This window comes from Paraburkholderia bryophila (genome assembly GCF_013409255.1).
Classification (GTDB): domain Bacteria; phylum Pseudomonadota; class Gammaproteobacteria; order Burkholderiales; family Burkholderiaceae; genus Paraburkholderia.
In genome coordinates this window covers 2,457,118-2,473,908 of record NZ_JACCAS010000002.1, presented here as the reverse complement: position 1 = coordinate 2,473,908, position 16,791 = coordinate 2,457,118, and the positions used below count along the sequence as shown (strand labels likewise).

The 16,791-nt window shown below is 63.1% G+C and carries 16 protein-coding genes; 5 read left to right on the top strand and 11 right to left on the bottom strand.

The window, feature by feature from the left end; all coding sequences use genetic code 11:
* Nucleotides 1-75: 75 nt before the first annotated feature.
* Entirely contained in the window at nt 76-1,707 is a 1,632-nt protein-coding gene (locus GGD40_RS32050) for a tannase/feruloyl esterase family alpha/beta hydrolase (RefSeq protein ID WP_257030752.1), read from the bottom strand.
* A 41-nt stretch (nt 1,708-1,748) separates the two neighbouring features.
* Nucleotides 1,749-2,882 carry an OpgC domain-containing protein gene (locus tag GGD40_RS32045; protein ID WP_179710155.1) on the bottom strand — a complete coding sequence of 378 codons (1,134 nt, stop codon included), beginning with the start codon at nt 2,880-2,882 and terminating at the stop codon, nt 1,749-1,751.
* 409 nt (nt 2,883-3,291) lie between these two features.
* Here GGD40_RS32045 and GGD40_RS32040 point away from each other — a divergent pair, with 409 nt between their 5' ends.
* The 3 genes from GGD40_RS32040 (at nt 3,292) to GGD40_RS32030 (ending at nt 5,860) form a co-directional block, all read left to right on the top strand.
* Nucleotides 3,292-4,509: an acyltransferase family protein gene (locus GGD40_RS32040; protein WP_179746335.1), complete on the top strand. Its 1,218-nt coding sequence runs from the start codon at nt 3,292-3,294 to the stop codon at nt 4,507-4,509.
* A gap of 189 nt (nt 4,510-4,698) precedes the next feature.
* Nucleotides 4,699-5,508 carry a sulfite exporter TauE/SafE family protein gene (locus tag GGD40_RS32035; protein WP_179746334.1) on the top strand — a complete coding sequence of 270 codons (810 nt, stop codon included), beginning with the start codon at nt 4,699-4,701 and terminating at the stop codon, nt 5,506-5,508.
* A gap of 91 nt (nt 5,509-5,599) precedes the next feature.
* On the top strand, nt 5,600-5,860 hold the full coding sequence (locus GGD40_RS32030) for a hypothetical protein (RefSeq protein ID WP_373565387.1): 261 nt from the start codon (nt 5,600-5,602) through the stop codon (nt 5,858-5,860).
* A gap of 13 nt (nt 5,861-5,873) precedes the next feature.
* Here the strand turns inward: GGD40_RS32030 and GGD40_RS32025 are convergent, their stop codons facing one another.
* Together GGD40_RS32025 and GGD40_RS37125 are read right to left on the bottom strand one after the other, a co-directional pair.
* Nucleotides 5,874-7,778, bottom strand: coding sequence for an AAA family ATPase (locus GGD40_RS32025; protein WP_179710162.1), 1,905 nt, complete (start codon nt 7,776-7,778; stop codon nt 5,874-5,876).
* A gap of 577 nt (nt 7,779-8,355) precedes the next feature.
* The gene (locus GGD40_RS37125) at nt 8,356-8,832 is read right to left on the bottom strand and encodes a hypothetical protein (protein WP_257030643.1); all 477 of its coding nucleotides are present in this window, start codon (nt 8,830-8,832) and stop codon (nt 8,356-8,358) included.
* A gap of 101 nt (nt 8,833-8,933) precedes the next feature.
* On the opposite strand from GGD40_RS37125, the gene GGD40_RS32015 reads away from it, so the two are divergent.
* Nucleotides 8,934-9,968: a helix-turn-helix domain-containing protein gene (locus GGD40_RS32015; protein WP_179710164.1), complete on the top strand. Its 1,035-nt coding sequence runs from the start codon at nt 8,934-8,936 to the stop codon at nt 9,966-9,968.
* Between the two features lie 19 nt (nt 9,969-9,987).
* Here GGD40_RS32015 and GGD40_RS32010 read toward each other — a convergent pair whose 3' ends face one another.
* Nucleotides 9,988-11,298 carry an MFS transporter gene (locus GGD40_RS32010; protein WP_179746332.1) on the bottom strand — a complete coding sequence of 437 codons (1,311 nt, stop codon included), beginning with the start codon at nt 11,296-11,298 and terminating at the stop codon, nt 9,988-9,990.
* 301 nt (nt 11,299-11,599) lie between these two features.
* Here GGD40_RS32010 and GGD40_RS32005 point away from each other — a divergent pair, with 301 nt between their 5' ends.
* Nucleotides 11,600-12,217 (top strand): ABC transporter ATP-binding protein, encoded by a 618-nt coding sequence (locus tag GGD40_RS32005; protein ID WP_179746331.1) that lies wholly within the window; start codon nt 11,600-11,602, stop codon nt 12,215-12,217.
* 128 nt (nt 12,218-12,345) lie between these two features.
* On the opposite strand, the gene GGD40_RS32000 is transcribed toward GGD40_RS32005, so the two are convergent.
* From GGD40_RS32000 to GGD40_RS31975, 6 genes are all read right to left on the bottom strand, one after another.
* Nucleotides 12,346-12,753 (bottom strand): universal stress protein, encoded by a 408-nt coding sequence (locus tag GGD40_RS32000; RefSeq protein ID WP_373565386.1) that lies wholly within the window; start codon nt 12,751-12,753, stop codon nt 12,346-12,348.
* A 148-nt stretch (nt 12,754-12,901) separates the two neighbouring features.
* A complete protein-coding gene (locus GGD40_RS31995; protein WP_257030642.1) occupies nt 12,902-13,252 on the bottom strand; it encodes a hypothetical protein in 351 nt (116 codons plus the stop codon).
* A 1-nt stretch (nt 13,253) separates the two neighbouring features.
* Entirely contained in the window at nt 13,254-13,469 is a 216-nt protein-coding gene (locus tag GGD40_RS31990; RefSeq protein WP_179746330.1) for a hypothetical protein, read from the bottom strand.
* A 188-nt stretch (nt 13,470-13,657) separates the two neighbouring features.
* Entirely contained in the window at nt 13,658-14,953 is a 1,296-nt protein-coding gene (locus GGD40_RS31985; RefSeq protein WP_179710174.1) for a multicopper oxidase family protein, read from the bottom strand.
* A gap of 1 nt (nt 14,954) precedes the next feature.
* The gene (locus tag GGD40_RS31980; protein ID WP_179746329.1) at nt 14,955-16,391 is read right to left on the bottom strand and encodes a TolC family protein; all 1,437 of its coding nucleotides are present in this window, start codon (nt 16,389-16,391) and stop codon (nt 14,955-14,957) included.
* Nucleotides 16,388-16,705 carry a hypothetical protein gene (locus tag GGD40_RS31975; protein ID WP_179746328.1) on the bottom strand — a complete coding sequence of 106 codons (318 nt, stop codon included), beginning with the start codon at nt 16,703-16,705 and terminating at the stop codon, nt 16,388-16,390. The genes GGD40_RS31980 and GGD40_RS31975 overlap by 4 nt, the downstream gene beginning before the upstream one ends.
* Nucleotides 16,706-16,791: the final 86 nt, after the last annotated feature.

Below are 16,791 nucleotides of genomic sequence, written 5' to 3'. Positions count from 1 at the left end.
CGGTGCAGAAGCGCCACCGCCCCCGCAATGTAATGGAAAGTGGGAATACTTGCAGGAAACTGCCCCGGCGTCACCTCACGGTTGCGCGCACACGAAACTGCTGGCGAGGTTGACACTCCCCTTGCCCGCATAGCGAGGAAACAGCGGATAACGGCACAACGGCCGCGAGCGTCCGTTAGTAGCCGGCGCGATATCGGTCGCGGTCAAGGTTTCGGGCGCCATGCCGCGCGTGACCCAGGCGTCGAGCGCGCCCAGCAAATCCACCGAAGGAATGAACACGCCGCTGCCGTGCTGAAAACCCGGCACCATGTAGAGCCGCATGAAACTGTTCACCTGATCGCCGCCGAAGCGCTCGTTCAACGCCTCGTAGTACGCGATGGTCTGGTTCGGGCTGATGACTTCGTCGGCGAGACCTTGCAGCGTGATGAGCTTGCCGCCGTGCGCAATGTAGCGCGACAGATCGGGATTCATCGCGCCGATGGTCTGTGACAACGCAACCAGTTGCGCGCGATATTTTCCCGGATGCTGTGGGTCGAATCTGAGCGAGTCGAACTCCGCGTCATGGGCGACGAAATAGCGGATATAGCCGTCGCCCTGGGCGAACAGATAGCCGTTGGCGAAGAACGTGGGCACCGGCAGGCGCTCAGCTTGATGCGCGAGGCCCAGCATGCCCGTCAGGTGTGTGCCCTGAAAGAGGTTGTAGCCGCGATAACCGCCGACGTCCCACGCCAGCTTGTACGGCAACGACAGTCCGTCGCGCATCACCAGCAAGGTGGCGAGTTGCGGGTCGGTCAGGCATTCGTCGCGCGCGGGCGTGTGCCCCGCGCAGCGCAACGACGCGATGATCTCCGCTTCGTGCTCGCGGCACGCGGCGACGTCGCTCACTATGCCGTCCGCCGCGCCGTCGAGCTTGTCGCAAACAGCCAGCGTGCGTTGATAGACATGCTCCAGCAGCAACGGTGGAATGAAGCCGCCAGGCGTCCCATATTCGGCCTGGCCGAGCTTCAGGCCAAGCAGACGTACGCCGGAAAAATTGAGCGCGGGCGAATTGGCGATCACGCCGTCGTAGTCGTCGGGATAGCGCTGCATCACGGTGTAGCCTTCGCGGCCGCCGGTCGAGCCGCCGGCAAAATACATACGCTGCGGCGGCCGGCCATACGCGCGCGCAATCAAGGCGAGCGCCGCGTCGTGGGTTTTCTTCAGGTGCGCATAGCCGAAATTCGTCACCGCCTCGTCGACGAGACCAAACACCGCGAGCGACGAATCGCCCACATGCCCCGAGTCGTCGCCGAAGGTCGCATAGCCTTGCGCGAGCGGTGCACGGTCCGGTGAAAACGGCATCACGCCGGTGCCGCTCACCACCACCCCGTTATAACCGCCGCCACCAATCTGCAACGCGCGGCCATTCCAGCGGCGCGGCAAATTCAGATCGAAACGGATATCGGGCGTGGTGGCATTGAGCGCCTTGATGCGGCCGGTGATACGGCAATACTCGCCGCCCTGCTGATTACCGGGCGCGGTGGCGCCGACCATGTTTGCGCTTTCGATCAGCGCGCCGGCCGTCGGCAACGCGATCAGTTCAGGCGGCAGCACCGCGCCCGCGAGTTCGGCGCAGCGCAGGGCAAGCGGCAATTCCTTGGGCGCGGCAAGCGCCGGCTGAGCACCTAGCCAAAACGCGGCGGCGCCGATAGAGACCGCAGCGGCCAGGCGCCGATCACGCGCTCGATGCACCCGGCGCCGCCACGCCATCATCCGCAGCCCGCGCCATTGGCGGCCGTGCGCGGCGGCTGACGCTTCCAGCCATGCCAGCCGCGCGCGATCATCAGCAGCGCGCCGATCGCGACCAGATCGCCGCCCAGCCCAATCAGCACGCCGCGAAAGCCATGGAACGTGTGCGGCGTAGCCGTATCGACGATCAGCGACACCAGCGTGCCCGCGACGAAACACACCAGCCCGGTGCGGCCGACTGTCACGACGGCAGGCAGCCGCTGCGCAAGCCACGCGATACTGCCCATGCGCACGAACTGCGCGGCGAGCCAGGCAATGACGATGAAATTGATCACGCGGTCAGGAGAGAGATTCTGTTTAAGTGCGCCGGGCAACGGTTGCGTCAGCACGAATAGTTTAACCACGGCGAATGTCAGCACCGCGAGCACGGCGAACCAAGTCAGCCAGCGCGAGGTGCGGCTGGTGTGAAAGCGCTCGCTGATCGGCTGCACCCGGCACAGAATACCGAGCACGAACATCAGTTGCCAGGCAAACGGATTAAAGGCCCAGTCGGCCATGTCGTCAATGCTGAAAAACGCGGCCAGCGGCCGCGCAAACGCCCAGATCGCCGCACTCAGCGCGAGCGCCAGCCACCACGAACGGCGCGCGAGCGGCACCGCGAACGGCACGCATAGCGCGAAAATCACGTACATGGGCAGCACGCTCGACAGATACGGCTGACGCCGCAGCACCGCGATATCGAACGCCGTGTGCAGCGGCTGCGCCGAGAACGGTGCCCAGCCGGTCAGGTCGACCATCGGCGGATTCAGATGCAGCAGCGCGAGAATCGCGCCGGACACCAGCGTCAACACCGCCGTCAACAGATAGGCGCGGTAGATCTCCCAGCATCGTTTGACGAAGCGCAGCTTTGCAGCATTCTCGCCACGGCCGGCAAGCACCGCCGTATACGCTGCCGCCGATGCATAGCCGCCGAGAAACACGAACACTTCGGCGGAGTCGCACAGCGCGTACGCGTGCAACATCAGATGCGACAGCGTGCTGCCTGGAATGTGATCCAGCACGATAACGATCAGCACGATGCCACGAAAGAAGTCCACTTCGATCGAACGTCCGCCAGGCGGACTGCCTTCGGAACGCCCGTGACGGTTTTCCATTCGGCTTCTCTCAGGATGAAGGATGACACGCGCAAGCGGCGCGTAATGACAGACGGCCAGGCACCGCTGTTGTTCGTAGGAACCCCATGACAATAAAACGTTCCCAACCATGTCGTGCGCCAATCTCCCGCGCGCTGACAAGCGGCCTTTAATCGCGGCGCGCGACATGGCGATCTGAAATGCCATTGTCGGCGTGCGGTAATGCAGCGTCGCCGTGAATTCAGTTCGCGGCAAGTTTTGCGGCTTCAGGCGTGGTCCGCAAAACCAATCGGTAATCCGCGCGAAAAATAAATCGTCGGATAGGCCGTGCGATTTTTTTCGGTTTTTTTCATCGTACGATGGACTACCTTCCGTTACCGCCCAGTCCGGCTGCGTTGCGCGCGCCGCCTTCGCTCTGGAAGACAATCACATGAACAACCGGATTGCCGGCTTCGACGGACTGCGAGCGATTGCAGTCCTGATGGTATTTTTTCAGCACCGACTGTTCGGCGACGCCGGCGAGATCGGCCATCTCGGCGTATGGATTTTTTTCGCGCTCAGTGGCTTTCTGATCATCGGCATTCTGTCGGCGCAACGCACGCGGATCGAAACCTCCGGCGGCCGCTTCGGCGCCGAGCTCAAGCGCTTCCTGTTTCGCCGGACGCTGCGTATCTTTCCGATCTACTACCTGATGCTCGTGGTGATGAGCGTGCTGATGGCGTGCGGCATCGCGAGTCCGGAACTCGCAAGAGGCATGCCGTATCACTTCGCTTATCTGTCGAATATCTGGATCGGCTCGGTGCTGCATTTCTGGCCGGGGCGTTACTCGCACTTGTGGAGTCTCGCGATCGAAGAGCAGTTTTATCTCGTGTTTGCACCGCTTTTACTGCTACTGGCAGCGCGTCGGCATCGCGTGGTGTGCTGGGTGATCGTCGCGGTCGGTCTCGTCGCGTTGCTGGCCATGCGTGCGGCGCATTGGCAGGAAATCACCATTTACACGCACCCGTTGACCAATTTCTGGCTGCTGGCGTTGGGGGGAATCGGCGGCCTGACGATTGCGCGGAAGCAGAGCGCTTCGCGGGCCTGGCTCGGGCATGGCGCAACGTTGTTCGGTTTGAGTCTCGCGCTAGTGGGCTTGTGCGCGAGCGAGCCGATGTGGAGTCAGTTGGATAATCCGCTGCTCTTCACCGCGATCAGTGCGTTATACGGCGTTTGTATCGCGGCGCTGGTGTGCTCGGTGGCGTGCTGCCGCAACGCCGTGGTGATCGGCTTGCTCGAAACCGGCTGGCTGGCCGGGCTCGGGCGCATCAGCTACGGCTTTTATCTCTATCACAATCTGATCCCCGACCTGACCCGCAACCGTCACGCGGCTGCGCTGTTCGGCGGCACGGTGCCGTTGTGGGCGCACGCTGTTGGCATCGTGGCGTCGTTTGCAATTTCAATCGTCATGGCGATGTTGTCGTGGCGCTTGATCGAAGCGCCGATTCTTCGGTTGAAGTCGCGGAGTGAGGTGAAGACGATCGAAGCGAGCACGGCTTCGGTTTCGCCGCAGCCACCGGTCGCTTTGGCATCCCGTCGCGAGCGGGCTCGAAGCGACGAATCACGCGATCAAAGCCGCGACACCAACACCGCTTCAGACGCCGTTTAACGCAAGCGTAGCTTACGTTTAACTTGCAAGCGGCACGAGTAACGGCGCGGTATCATGCGGCCTCACTGAACGGCTGCTTCCTCTCTTGCGCGATCCGCGGGCATCGAACCGGCCGACCAATAACAACACGCCACTGCCCGCGCGACATCCTGTGATCGTCCGCACGCGGCCGGCTCGCGGACCTCAACGATGTTCCATTTCAATTTCGCCGATGGCGTGCTCGGCCCGAGCCTGCAGACACTCGATTTCTACGCGTTGCTGGGTATCGTCGTCGCGTTGTTGCTGGGCGGCATGGTCAAGGGCGTGGTCAGCATCGGCGTGCCGCTCGTCGCGATGCCGATTCTCAGCCACTTCCTGCCCATCAAAAGCGCGGTGCTGCTGCTGTCGATGCCGATCATTCTCGGCAATATCCCGCAGGCGCTGGAAGGCGGCAATTTGCTGCCCACGGTGCGGCGCATCGCGGCACCGCTGGTCGGCACGGTGATCGGCAATATCGTCGGCGTGAGCGTGCTGATTTCGCTGGCGCCGCATCGCGCGCAAGCGACTGCGGGCGCTTTTCTGATGATTGCCGCGTTGTTGCTGCTGGCGACGCCGCGTTTGACGCTGTCGCCGAGGTGGGCGAAGCCCGCCGGGTTCGTGCTGGGTTTCGGCGCGGCGCTGATGGAGAGCATCGCGTCGGTGCCGGGCCCTTTGCTGGCGATGTACCTGATCGCCACCGGCGCCACGGGGAAAGCGTTCACCAAGCAGATCGCGATCATTCTTGTGGTGTCGATCGTCACGCTGGTGCTCGCGTTGAGCGGCGGCGCGCATGCCAGTTGGACCGACCTGCTTATCTCGGCCTGCGCGAGCCTGCCGGTGATCGTGGGCATGCTGCTGGTGCGGCCGTTGCGCGACCGGCTGCCGCCGGCGGCATTCCGCGCGCTGGTGCTGGTGTTCGTGGTGGCGGCCGCCACGCAGATGATCTGGAAATCCGGGATTTTACAGGCTGTTTTTATATAAGGCTGGGGACCGCGCCGGCTGGTTAGACAAATGTGTCTGGTACACGCCTTGCTGATTGATGGGTATTGTCCTTACCAGCAGGAGAGTCGTCGTGACCAACCTGACCCAGCTTCCGAACGAGCCCGAACGCCGGGCCGATGAAGACCCCGGCAGCCCGCCCACGGAGATCTCCAAGCCAATCGGCGACGCCATTCCCACGCCCGTCGAGCCCGGCCTCGATCAGCCGCTGCCGCCAAAAGGTGAAACGCCCCCGCCAGCCAAGGGCGACGATGATGACGACGACGGCAACCCGTTAGGCGAAACCGACACGCCCGCTGGCGTGCCATCGCCGGGTCCGTCCGACTTCGCCTGATGGGCAGATCGCTTTAAGCCGCAGCCGGCTCGTGCACGATCTTGAGCGTGCTTTTATGTTCCCGGATCAGCCGGTAAACCGTCTCTCCGGGAACGGTCTCCTGCTCGAGCAATTCGTCGGCGATAGCGCGCAGCACGGGTTCATACGCGTGCAATAGCCCAAAACACAATTCGTTCAATTCCTTGAGCAGCACGTTCGCGTGGTCGATCGCGCTCTTCATTTGCAGGCCCGCGTACTGCGACGGCAGCGCTGCGAGACTGAACAGATCGCCGTCGCGGTTGAAGCCGAACTTCGACACCATGTCGAGACTGATCCGCGACGCCTCCTGCAAATCCGACGCGGCGCCGCTCGATGCTTCGGAAAACGTCAGAATTTCAGCGTTCCGGCCGCCGAGCAGCACCTGGATTTCATTGCGAATCTCGGTCTCGCGATACAGGTGCTTGTCTTGTGCCTTGGTGATCAGCGCAACGCCCAACGCGCCGCCGCGCGGCAGAATCGTCACCTCTTCCAGCACGCCGGTGCCGAGCAGCGCGGCGACCAGGCCATGCCCCGCTTCATGCACCGCGATGCGCGTGCGTTCGTCTTCGCTCAATGCACGCTCGGCACCGCTCACGTCGCCGATCCGGGCAATCTTGATCGCCTCCATGAAATGCTTCGACGCGATTTCGACGTCGCCGGCTTTGCGCGCGACCAGGCCCGCCTGGTTCACCACCATGGCAACCGTGGCCGGCGACAGGCCAGTAGTGAGCCGTGCGAGCTGGTCGTAGTCGATGTCGGCGGACTTCGATTTCAGCCGCTCCGCGTAGAAGCGGAAAATCTTCGCGCGGTCTTCGCGATCCGGCAAACGGACCTGCACGGTGCGATCGAAACGGCCCGGCCGGCGCAACGCTTCGTCGAGATTGTCGGGGTGATTGGTCGCCGCGACGATGATGACGCCTTCGTTCGACGCGAAACCGTCCATCTCCGCCAGCAGTTGATTGATGATGCGGTTGCTCTCCGCTTCGACCGGACCGCCGCCGGTATCGGTGCGTTTGGCGAGACCGTCGGCTTCGTCGATGAAGATCACCGTGGGCGCATTCTTGCGCGCCAGTTCGAACAGATGCTTGACCTTCTGAATGCCGACACCGTAGTACTTCGCGCTGAAATAGCTGCCCGTGATCGAAATGAAACTCGCGCCGCATTCGCCGGCCAGCGCCTGCGCGAGCCGTGTCTTGCCGACGCCCGGACCGCCTACCATCAGAATCCCGCACGGCGCGCGCACGCCCATCGACGTGAACTGCTGCGGGTCGGACAGGTAGCCGCGAATATCGGCAAGCGCCGCCTTCGCCTCGCCGGCGCCGATCACGTCGTCGAAGCGCAGCGTGGGCGCTTTGTTCAGCAGCGAAGCGCCGCCGCGCATTTCGCGGCGCATGAACCACACCATGCCGCCGATCAGCAGCAACGGCAGCATCAGACTAATGGCGTCGCGCACCTGATCGAACACCGGAATCCAGCGCGACGCTCCCGTGCGAATGTCCGCGTCGGGCAGCCAGACGAGTTGATACGCGGCGGCCTGATTCGAGCTGGGTTCACCGAGCAGCAGCGCGTGCGAGAAAGTCGCGTTGTGGTCGGTGACGAAGTACTTCGCACCGTCGCGCCTCGACACCAGGATCGCACTGGGACTCACGCCCACCGCCGCGACGTTGCCGTCGCGAACATCGCGCAGCATTTGCGAGGCGTCTTTCTCTTCGTGGATCCACGCGGACGGGTCCTGCCGCATCTGCTTCGCGACGCCCGTCAGCGCCGGCACCGCCTGCGCGGTGCGCTGCTGCACATGCCACACACTGAACGCGAGCAATGCCACGATCAACGCCGCCCCGATCGCCATGGCGATTTTGCGTGCGCGTTTTTTCTCAAGCGAGTTCTTTCCCGGCTTCATGAGTCACTTCCAAAAACGGGCTCAGGCAAGCCCTGATACTGGCCAAAATCGGGTGGGTAGAGGTTGGCGAGGGGAATCGATCGAGACGACACCGTGCATGAATGGAAGACAGGACAACCAATCATGCGCCCCCTTTTTGCGCTGCAAACACGGGCTAGTATGCCGTGTCGGCGCGCGTTCAAAATCGGGGGGAAAGCCTGTTTCTACCGTCTATCCGGCGGTTTCAGGCGACCGGATTTCAGGGAGCGAACGGCGCCTGAAAAGGCTCGGCGTCCCTGCTCCGGCGCACAGTTTATCAGCGCTAAATTCAGTGCGTATTCTGGATACTTACTATTAGTCCGCGCCCTATTTAAAAGCGGTCGGAATTACTGCACGCGTTGATTTTTATTTATTGGGGCGCGGTGCCGCTGTGGGCGAACGATGGGGTCGATGTGCGACGGGCCTCTTTGGGCCCGTTCGCATCATCGCCACTTTCTCTCAGGTTCCTCGACTTGTACTACCGATGCCCGTGGGCATCGTTTGGTCCCCTACTACACAGCTACTGCCCCCGGTCTTTGCGACTCTGTTATTTCGCGGCTCACGCGGCCGACCGGCTTCGCCGGCCGACCTGTGCCTCAGTCACCAGCCGCGCCAGCAGCTTCGTGATGCGCTGCCGCTGGCTATTAATCAATTCGTGGGTCTCTTCCAGCGCACGAATGCGCTTTTCCCAGTACTCATGGTCGAGCGTGTGCTGCGCGCCGGACGCGTCCCCACGCGTCACAAACTCCACCACGCTCTCAAGATGCTGCAATTGACTGTCCACCAAACTGGACGGACGCAGACCGCCGCGTTGCGCGGTGGATCGCCTGTTCGTGCCGCTCATCTTTCGTTCCCCGTGAAATGCCAGCCGGCAAAGCATGGACCTCGCGCCCATTGCGCCGCGTATGGCGGACGGCGCTTTCTTCACGCGCAGCTGCGGTTCCAGCACGGGGCGACGGTCGATCAAAAACTGCCGCGCCATCAGCGAAAACGATCTGCATCTAATCATGTGACGATAAGGCAAAATTTTTGACACGCTTTACCATACGTCTCAGTTTTGGCCGACGGTGTGCAAAAATACGTGATCGCCGCCGTCTCCCCGCCGGTAATGCCTTTCCCGTTCGCAGCAAGCTATTCATGAATCAGCGCTCCTTGCCCCCGCATCTGGCCGCGGCCGCCGCAGCCGATTCGCGCTCGTCGATTTCCACGAGCCGTTTCAGCACGCATGGCGTCGCCACGCAGAAGCAGGCGTTGGCGTGGCGCGAGCGAGTGGGGCATGTGGTCGACGCGCCGCCGTCGAAGGAACAGATTGGCAGCGGATTTCACGGTGAAATCGATTTGTATGCGGTCGGCGGCATGGTGTTTACCGATTGCCGCACCGATTCGATGCAACTGGAGCGCTCGGTAGCCCGCGTCTCTACAGATAGCCGGCGCGATTACGTGTTTCAACTGTTCGTGGAAGGCGAAGTTGGCCACGTTACGGGCATGCACAAGAAACGCAGCGCCACGGGCTCGGTGCCAGGCATCGTCGCGTTCGACCTGAACCAGCCGTTTCGCGCCGACCGCCCGGCGTCGCGGCTGCTGAGCCTGTTCGTGCCGGCTGCGCTCGTCGATCAGGAGCTGGACGGCCCGGCCATTCACGGCCGCATCGTCGAGCAAGGCTCGCCCCTGACCGGCCTCGTACTCGACCATATGACGGCGCTCGCCCGCGAAATGCCCACGCTCGACCCGGCCGGCGCGATCGAGGCCTTGCAGGCCGGCGGCCAGTTGCTGGTGGCCGCGTTCGGCAAGCACGCGCGGCTGACCGGCGCGAGCCGCGCCGCGCTGCAGACCGCGGTAATGGCACAGGTGCGCCGCTACATCGAAAAGAACCTGCACCAGAGCGAGCTCACGCCCACCAGCGTGGTTCAGGCGCTGCAATTGAAACGCGCGACGATTTATCGCTGGTTCGAGCACGAAGGCGGGCTGGGCGCGGTTATCCGCAACCGCCGGCTGCGCGAGGCGGCGGACGAACTAGTCCGTTTTCCGGGTCTTCAGGTCGCCGAAATCGCTTATGGGCTCGGTTTTCAGAGCGCGTCCGACTTTACTCGCGCGTTCCGCCGCGCCTTCGACATGAGTCCGCAGGACATGCGCCTGCGCGCGTTCGACCTGCAACTGCGCAACGCCGCATAGCGGTGCGGTTACCCGGTTATCACGCCGACGGTTGCGACGGGCAGGTGCTGCACGCGCCGCGCGTCGCCGGTTCGGGAAAGCCCTTCAATGCGGCTAGCGTCAGCAGCGTCGCCCCCATCAGATACCACGCCGGCACCATCGGGTCGCCAGTCCGGTTGATCAGCCACGTCACGATGAACGGCGAAAATCCGCCGAATAGCACCACGCCGAAGCTGTAAATCACCGCTAGTCCGGCAGCGCGCCGGTGCACAGGCAGTGCTTCCATCATCAGCACCGAACTGGGGCCGGCGTTGTTGACGGCCAGCGCGACGTAAGCCGTGATGATTGCCAACGCAACCAGATCGGCCGCGCCGTGGGTCAGTGCCCAGAACGCCGGCCACGCCAGAACGAGCGACGCCGCAAGCGACGCGTATTGCAGCGTCTTGCGGCTCGCGAGCCGGTCGGCTGCACGCGCAAAGAGCGGCGTCACCACGAGAATCACGAGACCGGACAGGCACGCGGTCCACAGGCTGATCGCCGGCGGCCGCTGCAGCGTACGGACCAGGTAGGCCGGCATGTAAAACACGGTCAGGTAAATGCCCACAGACGGCGCGGCCATCATCAGCAGGCCGCAGACCAGCGCACGCGGATGCTCGGCGAACATGCGCGCCGGCGAGAGCCGCGCGCGTTTCTGCGGCGCGGCCGCCGGCATACGGCGGCGCAGATACCAGCCGACCGGGCCGATCAGGCCGCCCAGCACGAACGGAATGCGCCAGCCCCAGGCGTGCATTTCCGCGGGCGACAGCAACATCGTGGTGCTCGCGCCAACCAGCGCGGCGGCAAAGGCGGCCGCGCCCTGGCTCGCGCCGCGCCAGCTCACCATGAAACAACGCTGCCGGTAAGCGGCCGATTCCATCAGCGAAGCCGACGCGGGACCGATCTCGCCGCCCGCCGCGAGCCCCTGCATCAGCCGTGCGAGGACCATCAGCACGGTCGCGGCGGGCCCGATCGACGCATAGTCCGGCAGGCAGGCGATCAGCCACGTGCCGAGCGTCATTAGCGTGAGCGAGACCGTGAGGCCCGCTTTGCGGCCGCGGCTGTCGGCGATATGGCCAATCATGATCGCGCCGAGTGGACGCATCACGAAGCCCGCGCCGAAGGTGGCGAGCGAGAGCAACAACGACGACGCGGGGCTATGCGACGGAAAGAACAGATTGCCGATTATCACGGCGGAGAAGCTATAAACGGTGAAGTCGTACGCAACGAAGCCGTTGCCGATCACGATGGCGGTGACGATACGCCTGAGTTCGGCGCGGGATGGCGGAGCCGTTTTGCCGGCAGCAATTTGCATGAGGTCGGGTGGACGGAGTCGTCGGGAAAGTCAGGGAAGGCGGGAAACAAAGACAAACTTCACTTGTTTAACGGCCTCACGTTGCGCAACTTTACACCGCGTGACGCGATTCGCCGTGTCGCGCCGGCAAGCGTTCGCCTACCCACGCGCCCGTGCTGTCCGCCCGCGCTGCTAAACTTGCGCCACTCCGGCTACGCCGACTTCATGAAGAGACCGTGCGGCCCGACACGATGCGAAGCGACCCGGTTCACCATCGCATTGACAACTGAAGCGCCCTTCTTCTACGACTCCGTTTTAATCCATGCTCCGATTCGACAACCTCAGCAAGCGCTACGGCGAACGCGTCATTTTTCAGGGACTGCACTACGAGAATCAGGCCGGTTGCGTCGCGCTGAATGACGAATCCGGCAGCGGCAAATCCACGCTGCTCGGTGTGCTGGCCGGCACGATCGAAGCCGATTCGGGCGATGTCTGGATTGGTGGTCACGCGTTGCGCAGCGCGCCGCTCGCCGCGCAAACCGCGCTGATGTATGTGCCGGAAGACTGCATGACGTATCCGGATCAAACCGGCCGCGCGTATCTGCACGACGTTGCCACAGCGAGAAAAACCACGGTCGGCGCCGCCGCGCTGGAGCTGGCGGATCGTTTCGGGCTTACGCCGCATCTCGACAAACGCTTCGAGCAGATGTCGTTCGGCACGCGCAAAAAGATTTTCCTCACGGCTTCCGTGTTGGGCGAAACCAGCGTGCTGATTGCGGATGAGCCGGTCGGCGGCCTCGATGCCTCAGCGCGTGCGGTGCTGGTGGAATTGTTCAGCATGCTGGGCGAAACCCGCACGGTGTTTTTCTCCAGCTACGACACGGTCTTTACCGAAGCTTGCCAGGCGGCCAGCATCCAGTTTTCCGACCTGGCGGGTTAGGCAGGCTGGAATCTAACGGTGTATCGGCGTATCGGTGTATTCGCCGGCGTCAGATTGCTGCTGGAACGGGGGGACGCTGCCGCGAACCGTTGAAAGACGCGTTGAACGAAGCAGCGTCGACTACGTAGTCAATGCACCATCGTCACGGGCGTGACCGTGCGGCGCGCCAGCGAAGCGAGCGTGACCATTCTGCGGAAAAAGCCCATATGGCTGGCGTCGATCACCATGACGTCGGGTTGCGTCAGCGCCGCGTAATCGGCGATCGCTTTGGTACGGTGACCGAATACCCGTTTCCAGTGATACGGCACGCCAGCTTCTTCGAGGATCGTGCGAACGTCGATCAATGCCTTCAGCATGGCGCGTTTTTCTTCCCGCACGAGCGAGCTGCGCGAGTGAAACGCCGCGACCCGCCCTTGATCGACGGGTTCGAGCACTTCCAGCAATTCCACCTCGGTGACACCGCGCTCCAGAAACAGGAACGCCGCGTAACGTGCGGCTTCGACCGCGCCGCCATTGTCGAGGACAGGGATCAACATTCGTATCATGGGGCACCTGTGGCCACTATTCGATACATTGAGCTTATCCAATGCCGCGTTAAAAGCGCGTAAAAGTATCGGCGGGTTCTAACGAGGATCGTGCAATGCGCTATTCAGCGCTAGCTCGCGGCCGGCATTCATGTTCGGGTTAAGCCTGGATCGCAGCAGGATTCAACTCGATATGCAGAATCACGAGCCAGCGTTTCGGACAATCCTCTGCGATCCGCAGCTCCTGCTTGCCGTCGCCGGTCTTCTTGACGAAGCCCTTCTCGCGCGCAAAACCGAATGCGCGGCGCGCGTCGGCCTGCAGCCAGAGCGTCAGCAGGCCGCAGGTCACACAGCTAAACAGCCAGATCGCGTCATGAGGCAGCGCGGAATCGAGTTGCTGCGCGACATACGTGAAAATGGTCGTGAGCACCTGGTTGGTGACGAAGGCAATCGCCACGACCTTGCACATTCCGCGGAACATCATGGCCTGTTTTGACGGTGTCGCGGCCATGTCAGACTCCGAGGATCCGGCGCGCTTCGACTTCGGCCAGTTCGAGCGCTTGTGCGGCGCTACGCATCGGCCGGCCGCAACCGCGCCCGATGACTTGCTGAACCTCCTTGTCGCCGCGTCGGGTCGTCACGCGTAGCGCGCCTTTGAACATCTGCCCCGGCGCGGGAAATACGCAAGCCTCGACGGTCACGTTGCCCTTCGTTTGTTTGAATGCCATACAGCCTCCAGCGAATCTCATCGTAATTGCGGCGAACCGCCAACCCCAGACGATACGGAAGATGCCGTAAAAAGCGGGCAACGATCGTGACCGGCGGTGTAAAAAACCTGTGAAAACCGAGGCGTGATACGGGCCAGGTATGGGCCTCGCCTCACAGGTTGCCGATCGATAACAGGAGACGTGCAGGTTCAGCCCTCCGGCAACTCGCCGGTGTATTCATAGGCCACCGTCCCCTTCGGATGCCTGAACCAGCCCGGATCGCGATAGTCGTCGCGCCCGAGTCCCTCGCGCACTTTGACGACGCTGAACATGCCGCCCATTTCCAGCGCGCCGAACGGGCCGGTGCCGGTCATCATCGGCAGCGTGTTGTCGGGCAGCGGCATTTCCATGCCGCCCATCGCGCCGCCCGTGCCGCCCATCGCCATATAGCCGGGCACCAGCTTGTTGATGCGCTGCGCGAGGTCCTTCTGCGGCACGCCGATCAGGTTCGGCACCTGGTGTCCCATCGCGTTCATCGTGTGATGCGACTTGTGGCAATGAAACGCCCAGTCGCCAGGGCGATTAGCCGTGAACTCGATCGCGCGCATCTGCCCGACCGCGACGTCCGCGGTCACCTCGGGCCAGCGCGCGGACGGCGGAATCCAGCCGCCGTCCGTGCCTACCACTTCGAAGTGATAGCCGTGCAGATGAACCGGATGATTGGTCATGGTCAGATTGCCGACGCGAATCCGCACCCGGTCGCCGGCGCGCACCGGCAACGCGTCGATGCCCGGAAACACGCGCGCATTCCACGTCCACAGGTTGAAGTCGGTCATCTCGTTGACGCGCGGCGTGAAGCTGCCCGGGTCGATGTCGTACGCGGACATGATGAACACGAAGTCGCGATCCACCCGCATCGCGCCCGGGTCTTTCGGATGAACGATGAACGTGCCCATCATGCCCATCGCCATCTGCACCATTTCGTCCGCGTGCGGGTGATACATGAAGGTGCCGTGCTTCTCCAATTGAAACTCGTAAACGAAGGTCTTACCCGGCGGAATATGCGGCTGCGTGAGACCGCCTACGCCGTCCATACCGCACGGCAACAGCATGCCGTGCCAGTGAACCGTGGTGTGTTCCGGCAGCCGGTTCGTTACGAAGATGCGCACCTTGTCGCCTTCCACGGCCTCGATCGTCGGGCCGGGCGCCTGGCCGTTGTAGCCCCACAGATTCGCACTCATGCCCGGCGCCATTTCGCGCACCACGGGTTCGGCGATCAGATGAAACTCTTTCCAGCCGTTCTTCATGCGCCACGGCAACGACCAGCCGTTTAGCGTGGCGACGGGCGTATAGGGCCGGCCATTGGCCGGCGCGAGCGGAGGCTGCATCGTGGCGGTGGCCATCGTGGGCGCTTCGGGCAACGACGCCGCGCCGGCTTTGCTGACCAGCGCCGCGCCCAGCAAAGCGGCGCCCGAGCCGCCGAGAAAATGTCGACGTGTCACCATGTCATTGACCTTTGGATTCATTGGATGAGGCGGTTTGCGTCGCCGGTAAGAGAGGTGTCGCGGCCAGCGCGACAGGCGGCAAACGGCCGCCGAGCGCTAGTTGGAGATCGGTTTCGGCGAGCCAGTAGTCTTTCAACGCGTCGATCGCGCTATTCACCGCGCCGATCTGCTCGCGGGAATCGGCAAGCAGTTCGAACACGCTCGCGAGCATGCCGTTGTAGCGAAGCAGCAGTTCATTCGAAATGGTTTTGCGGATCGGCACGACTTCGTCGCGGTAGTGCCTGGCGAGCTCGTAGTCGCTGATATAGGCGGAATACGCTTCACGTACCTCGGAACGCGCGTCGATCGCCGTCTCGCCAAGCCGGTTCGCCGATTGCAAATAGATCGCCTCGGCGCGCGCCACCTTCGCGCCGCCCCAATCGAACACCGGAATTTCGACGCTGATTTCGTAGCCCTGCTCGCGGCCGTCGGAGGTGGTGAAGTTGTTCTGATAGCCGACGTCCAGCGCATTGATGAAGCGCGTGGCCTTGCTCAGACCCAGCGAACTTGCGACGCTTTGCGTTTGCAGTTTCGCCGCCTGAATGTCGAGGCGGTTGTTCATGGCGAAGCGCTCGAGGTCGGGCAACTCGGCACGCTCCCGAGGAAGATCGGGTAAGCGTTCGGGCAGCGCGTATTGCGACGCTTGCGAGCCCCACAGGCCCATCACGCGGGTGAGCTTTTCTCGCGCCGCCAGCGCCACCTGCTGTGCTCGCACACCTTGCGCCATGGTTTCCGCGTAGAAAGCCTGCTCGCGCGCGTACTCCAGCTTGCTGAAATGGCCGGCCTGCTGCATCCGCAACGCGAGTTCGGCGCTCGCCTGCGCCGCGTCCGTCACCTGCACCGCGTAGGCCGCGGATTGCTTCGCCGCCGCCGCGTTGATGTACGCGCGTCGCGCATCGGCCGCGACTTTTAGCATTGCATCCGCCGCGAGCAAACGGGTCCGTTCGAAGCGACGGCTTTCGATACGCGTGGCCAGCGGCATCGTCAGCACGTTCATGAGGCCGAGCGTGAATGTGCGGCTAATGCTCAGGTCGTTGCCACCGTGCGTGCGGCTAAACGTGAAGCCGGGATTCGGCAGCCGCCCCGCCTGAACCAGATCGGCTTCGGCGATGCCTAGCTCGCTGTACGCAGCTTGCAGGCCACGATTGTTCAATAGCGCGATCTGGACCGCGTCGTCCATGTCGAGCGGTTTGGCCAGCAGTTCATCGGTGCGTTTGGCGACCGCGTTGCGGTCCTGATCCGTCGTGATTAACGCGGTATCTTTGCCGAGCCGTTCCGAGGCTGTGCTGGAAACGGTCGCGAATCCGCCGTCTTTCGAAAACGTCGTGCAACCGGCGAGCAATAAAACCGCCGCGGCAATAGCCAACACGCGGGGAGTGGGAAACAGGGGCCGACTCATTTCATCGGCTCCTCATGGGAAGCACCGTGCATGTCATGCTCGGCACCGGCGCCGGTACTCATGGAATGCATCATGTCATGATGCATTCCGGCGTTACTGGACGACGGCTTCGTGACCGCGCGATTGAGCGCCTGCCAGCTCGGTGCGTTCGGCTCGCGGTAACCCACGTAGTCCGCGAAGAAGGACGGCGCGCTGAGCGCGGGCGTCGACGCGGCGGCATCCGCCGGGTCGGGAATGACAGAGGGGGTCTGGGCGTGCACGAGCGACGGCAAGCTTGCCGTCGCGGCGAGCAGCGCCGCAATAAACGTTCGCATGAATTGTCTCGTCGTATGTCGTCCCGGCAGCCGACATGCAGCCGGCCGCCGGAGCGAATGGGAACCACGCAGCGCAAGGCTGCGAA

Coding starts and splice junctions, on each gene's coding strand:
- GGD40_RS32045 (WP_179710155.1), bottom strand. CDS start 2,882: ATGGAAAACCGTCACGGGCGTTCCGAAGGCAGTCCGCCTGGCGGACGT.
- GGD40_RS32040 (WP_179746335.1), top strand. CDS start 3,292: ATGAACAACCGGATTGCCGGCTTCGACGGACTGCGAGCGATTGCAGTC.
- GGD40_RS32035 (WP_179746334.1), top strand. CDS start 4,699: ATGTTCCATTTCAATTTCGCCGATGGCGTGCTCGGCCCGAGCCTGCAG.
- GGD40_RS32025 (WP_179710162.1), bottom strand. CDS start 7,778: ATGAAGCCGGGAAAGAACTCGCTTGAGAAAAAACGCGCACGCAAAATC.
- GGD40_RS32015 (WP_179710164.1), top strand. CDS start 8,934: ATGAATCAGCGCTCCTTGCCCCCGCATCTGGCCGCGGCCGCCGCAGCC.
- GGD40_RS32010 (WP_179746332.1), bottom strand. CDS start 11,298: ATGCAAATTGCTGCCGGCAAAACGGCTCCGCCATCCCGCGCCGAACTC.
- GGD40_RS32005 (WP_179746331.1), top strand. CDS start 11,600: ATGCTCCGATTCGACAACCTCAGCAAGCGCTACGGCGAACGCGTCATT.
- GGD40_RS32000 (WP_373565386.1), bottom strand. CDS start 12,753: ATGTTGATCCCTGTCCTCGACAATGGCGGCGCGGTCGAAGCCGCACGT.
- GGD40_RS31995 (WP_257030642.1), bottom strand. CDS start 13,252: ATGGCCGCGACACCGTCAAAACAGGCCATGATGTTCCGCGGAATGTGC.
- GGD40_RS31990 (WP_179746330.1), bottom strand. CDS start 13,469: ATGGCATTCAAACAAACGAAGGGCAACGTGACCGTCGAGGCTTGCGTA.
- GGD40_RS31985 (WP_179710174.1), bottom strand. CDS start 14,953: ATGGTGACACGTCGACATTTTCTCGGCGGCTCGGGCGCCGCTTTGCTG.
- GGD40_RS31980 (WP_179746329.1), bottom strand. CDS start 16,391: ATGAGTCGGCCCCTGTTTCCCACTCCCCGCGTGTTGGCTATTGCCGCG.
- GGD40_RS31975 (WP_179746328.1), bottom strand. CDS start 16,705: ATGCGAACGTTTATTGCGGCGCTGCTCGCCGCGACGGCAAGCTTGCCG.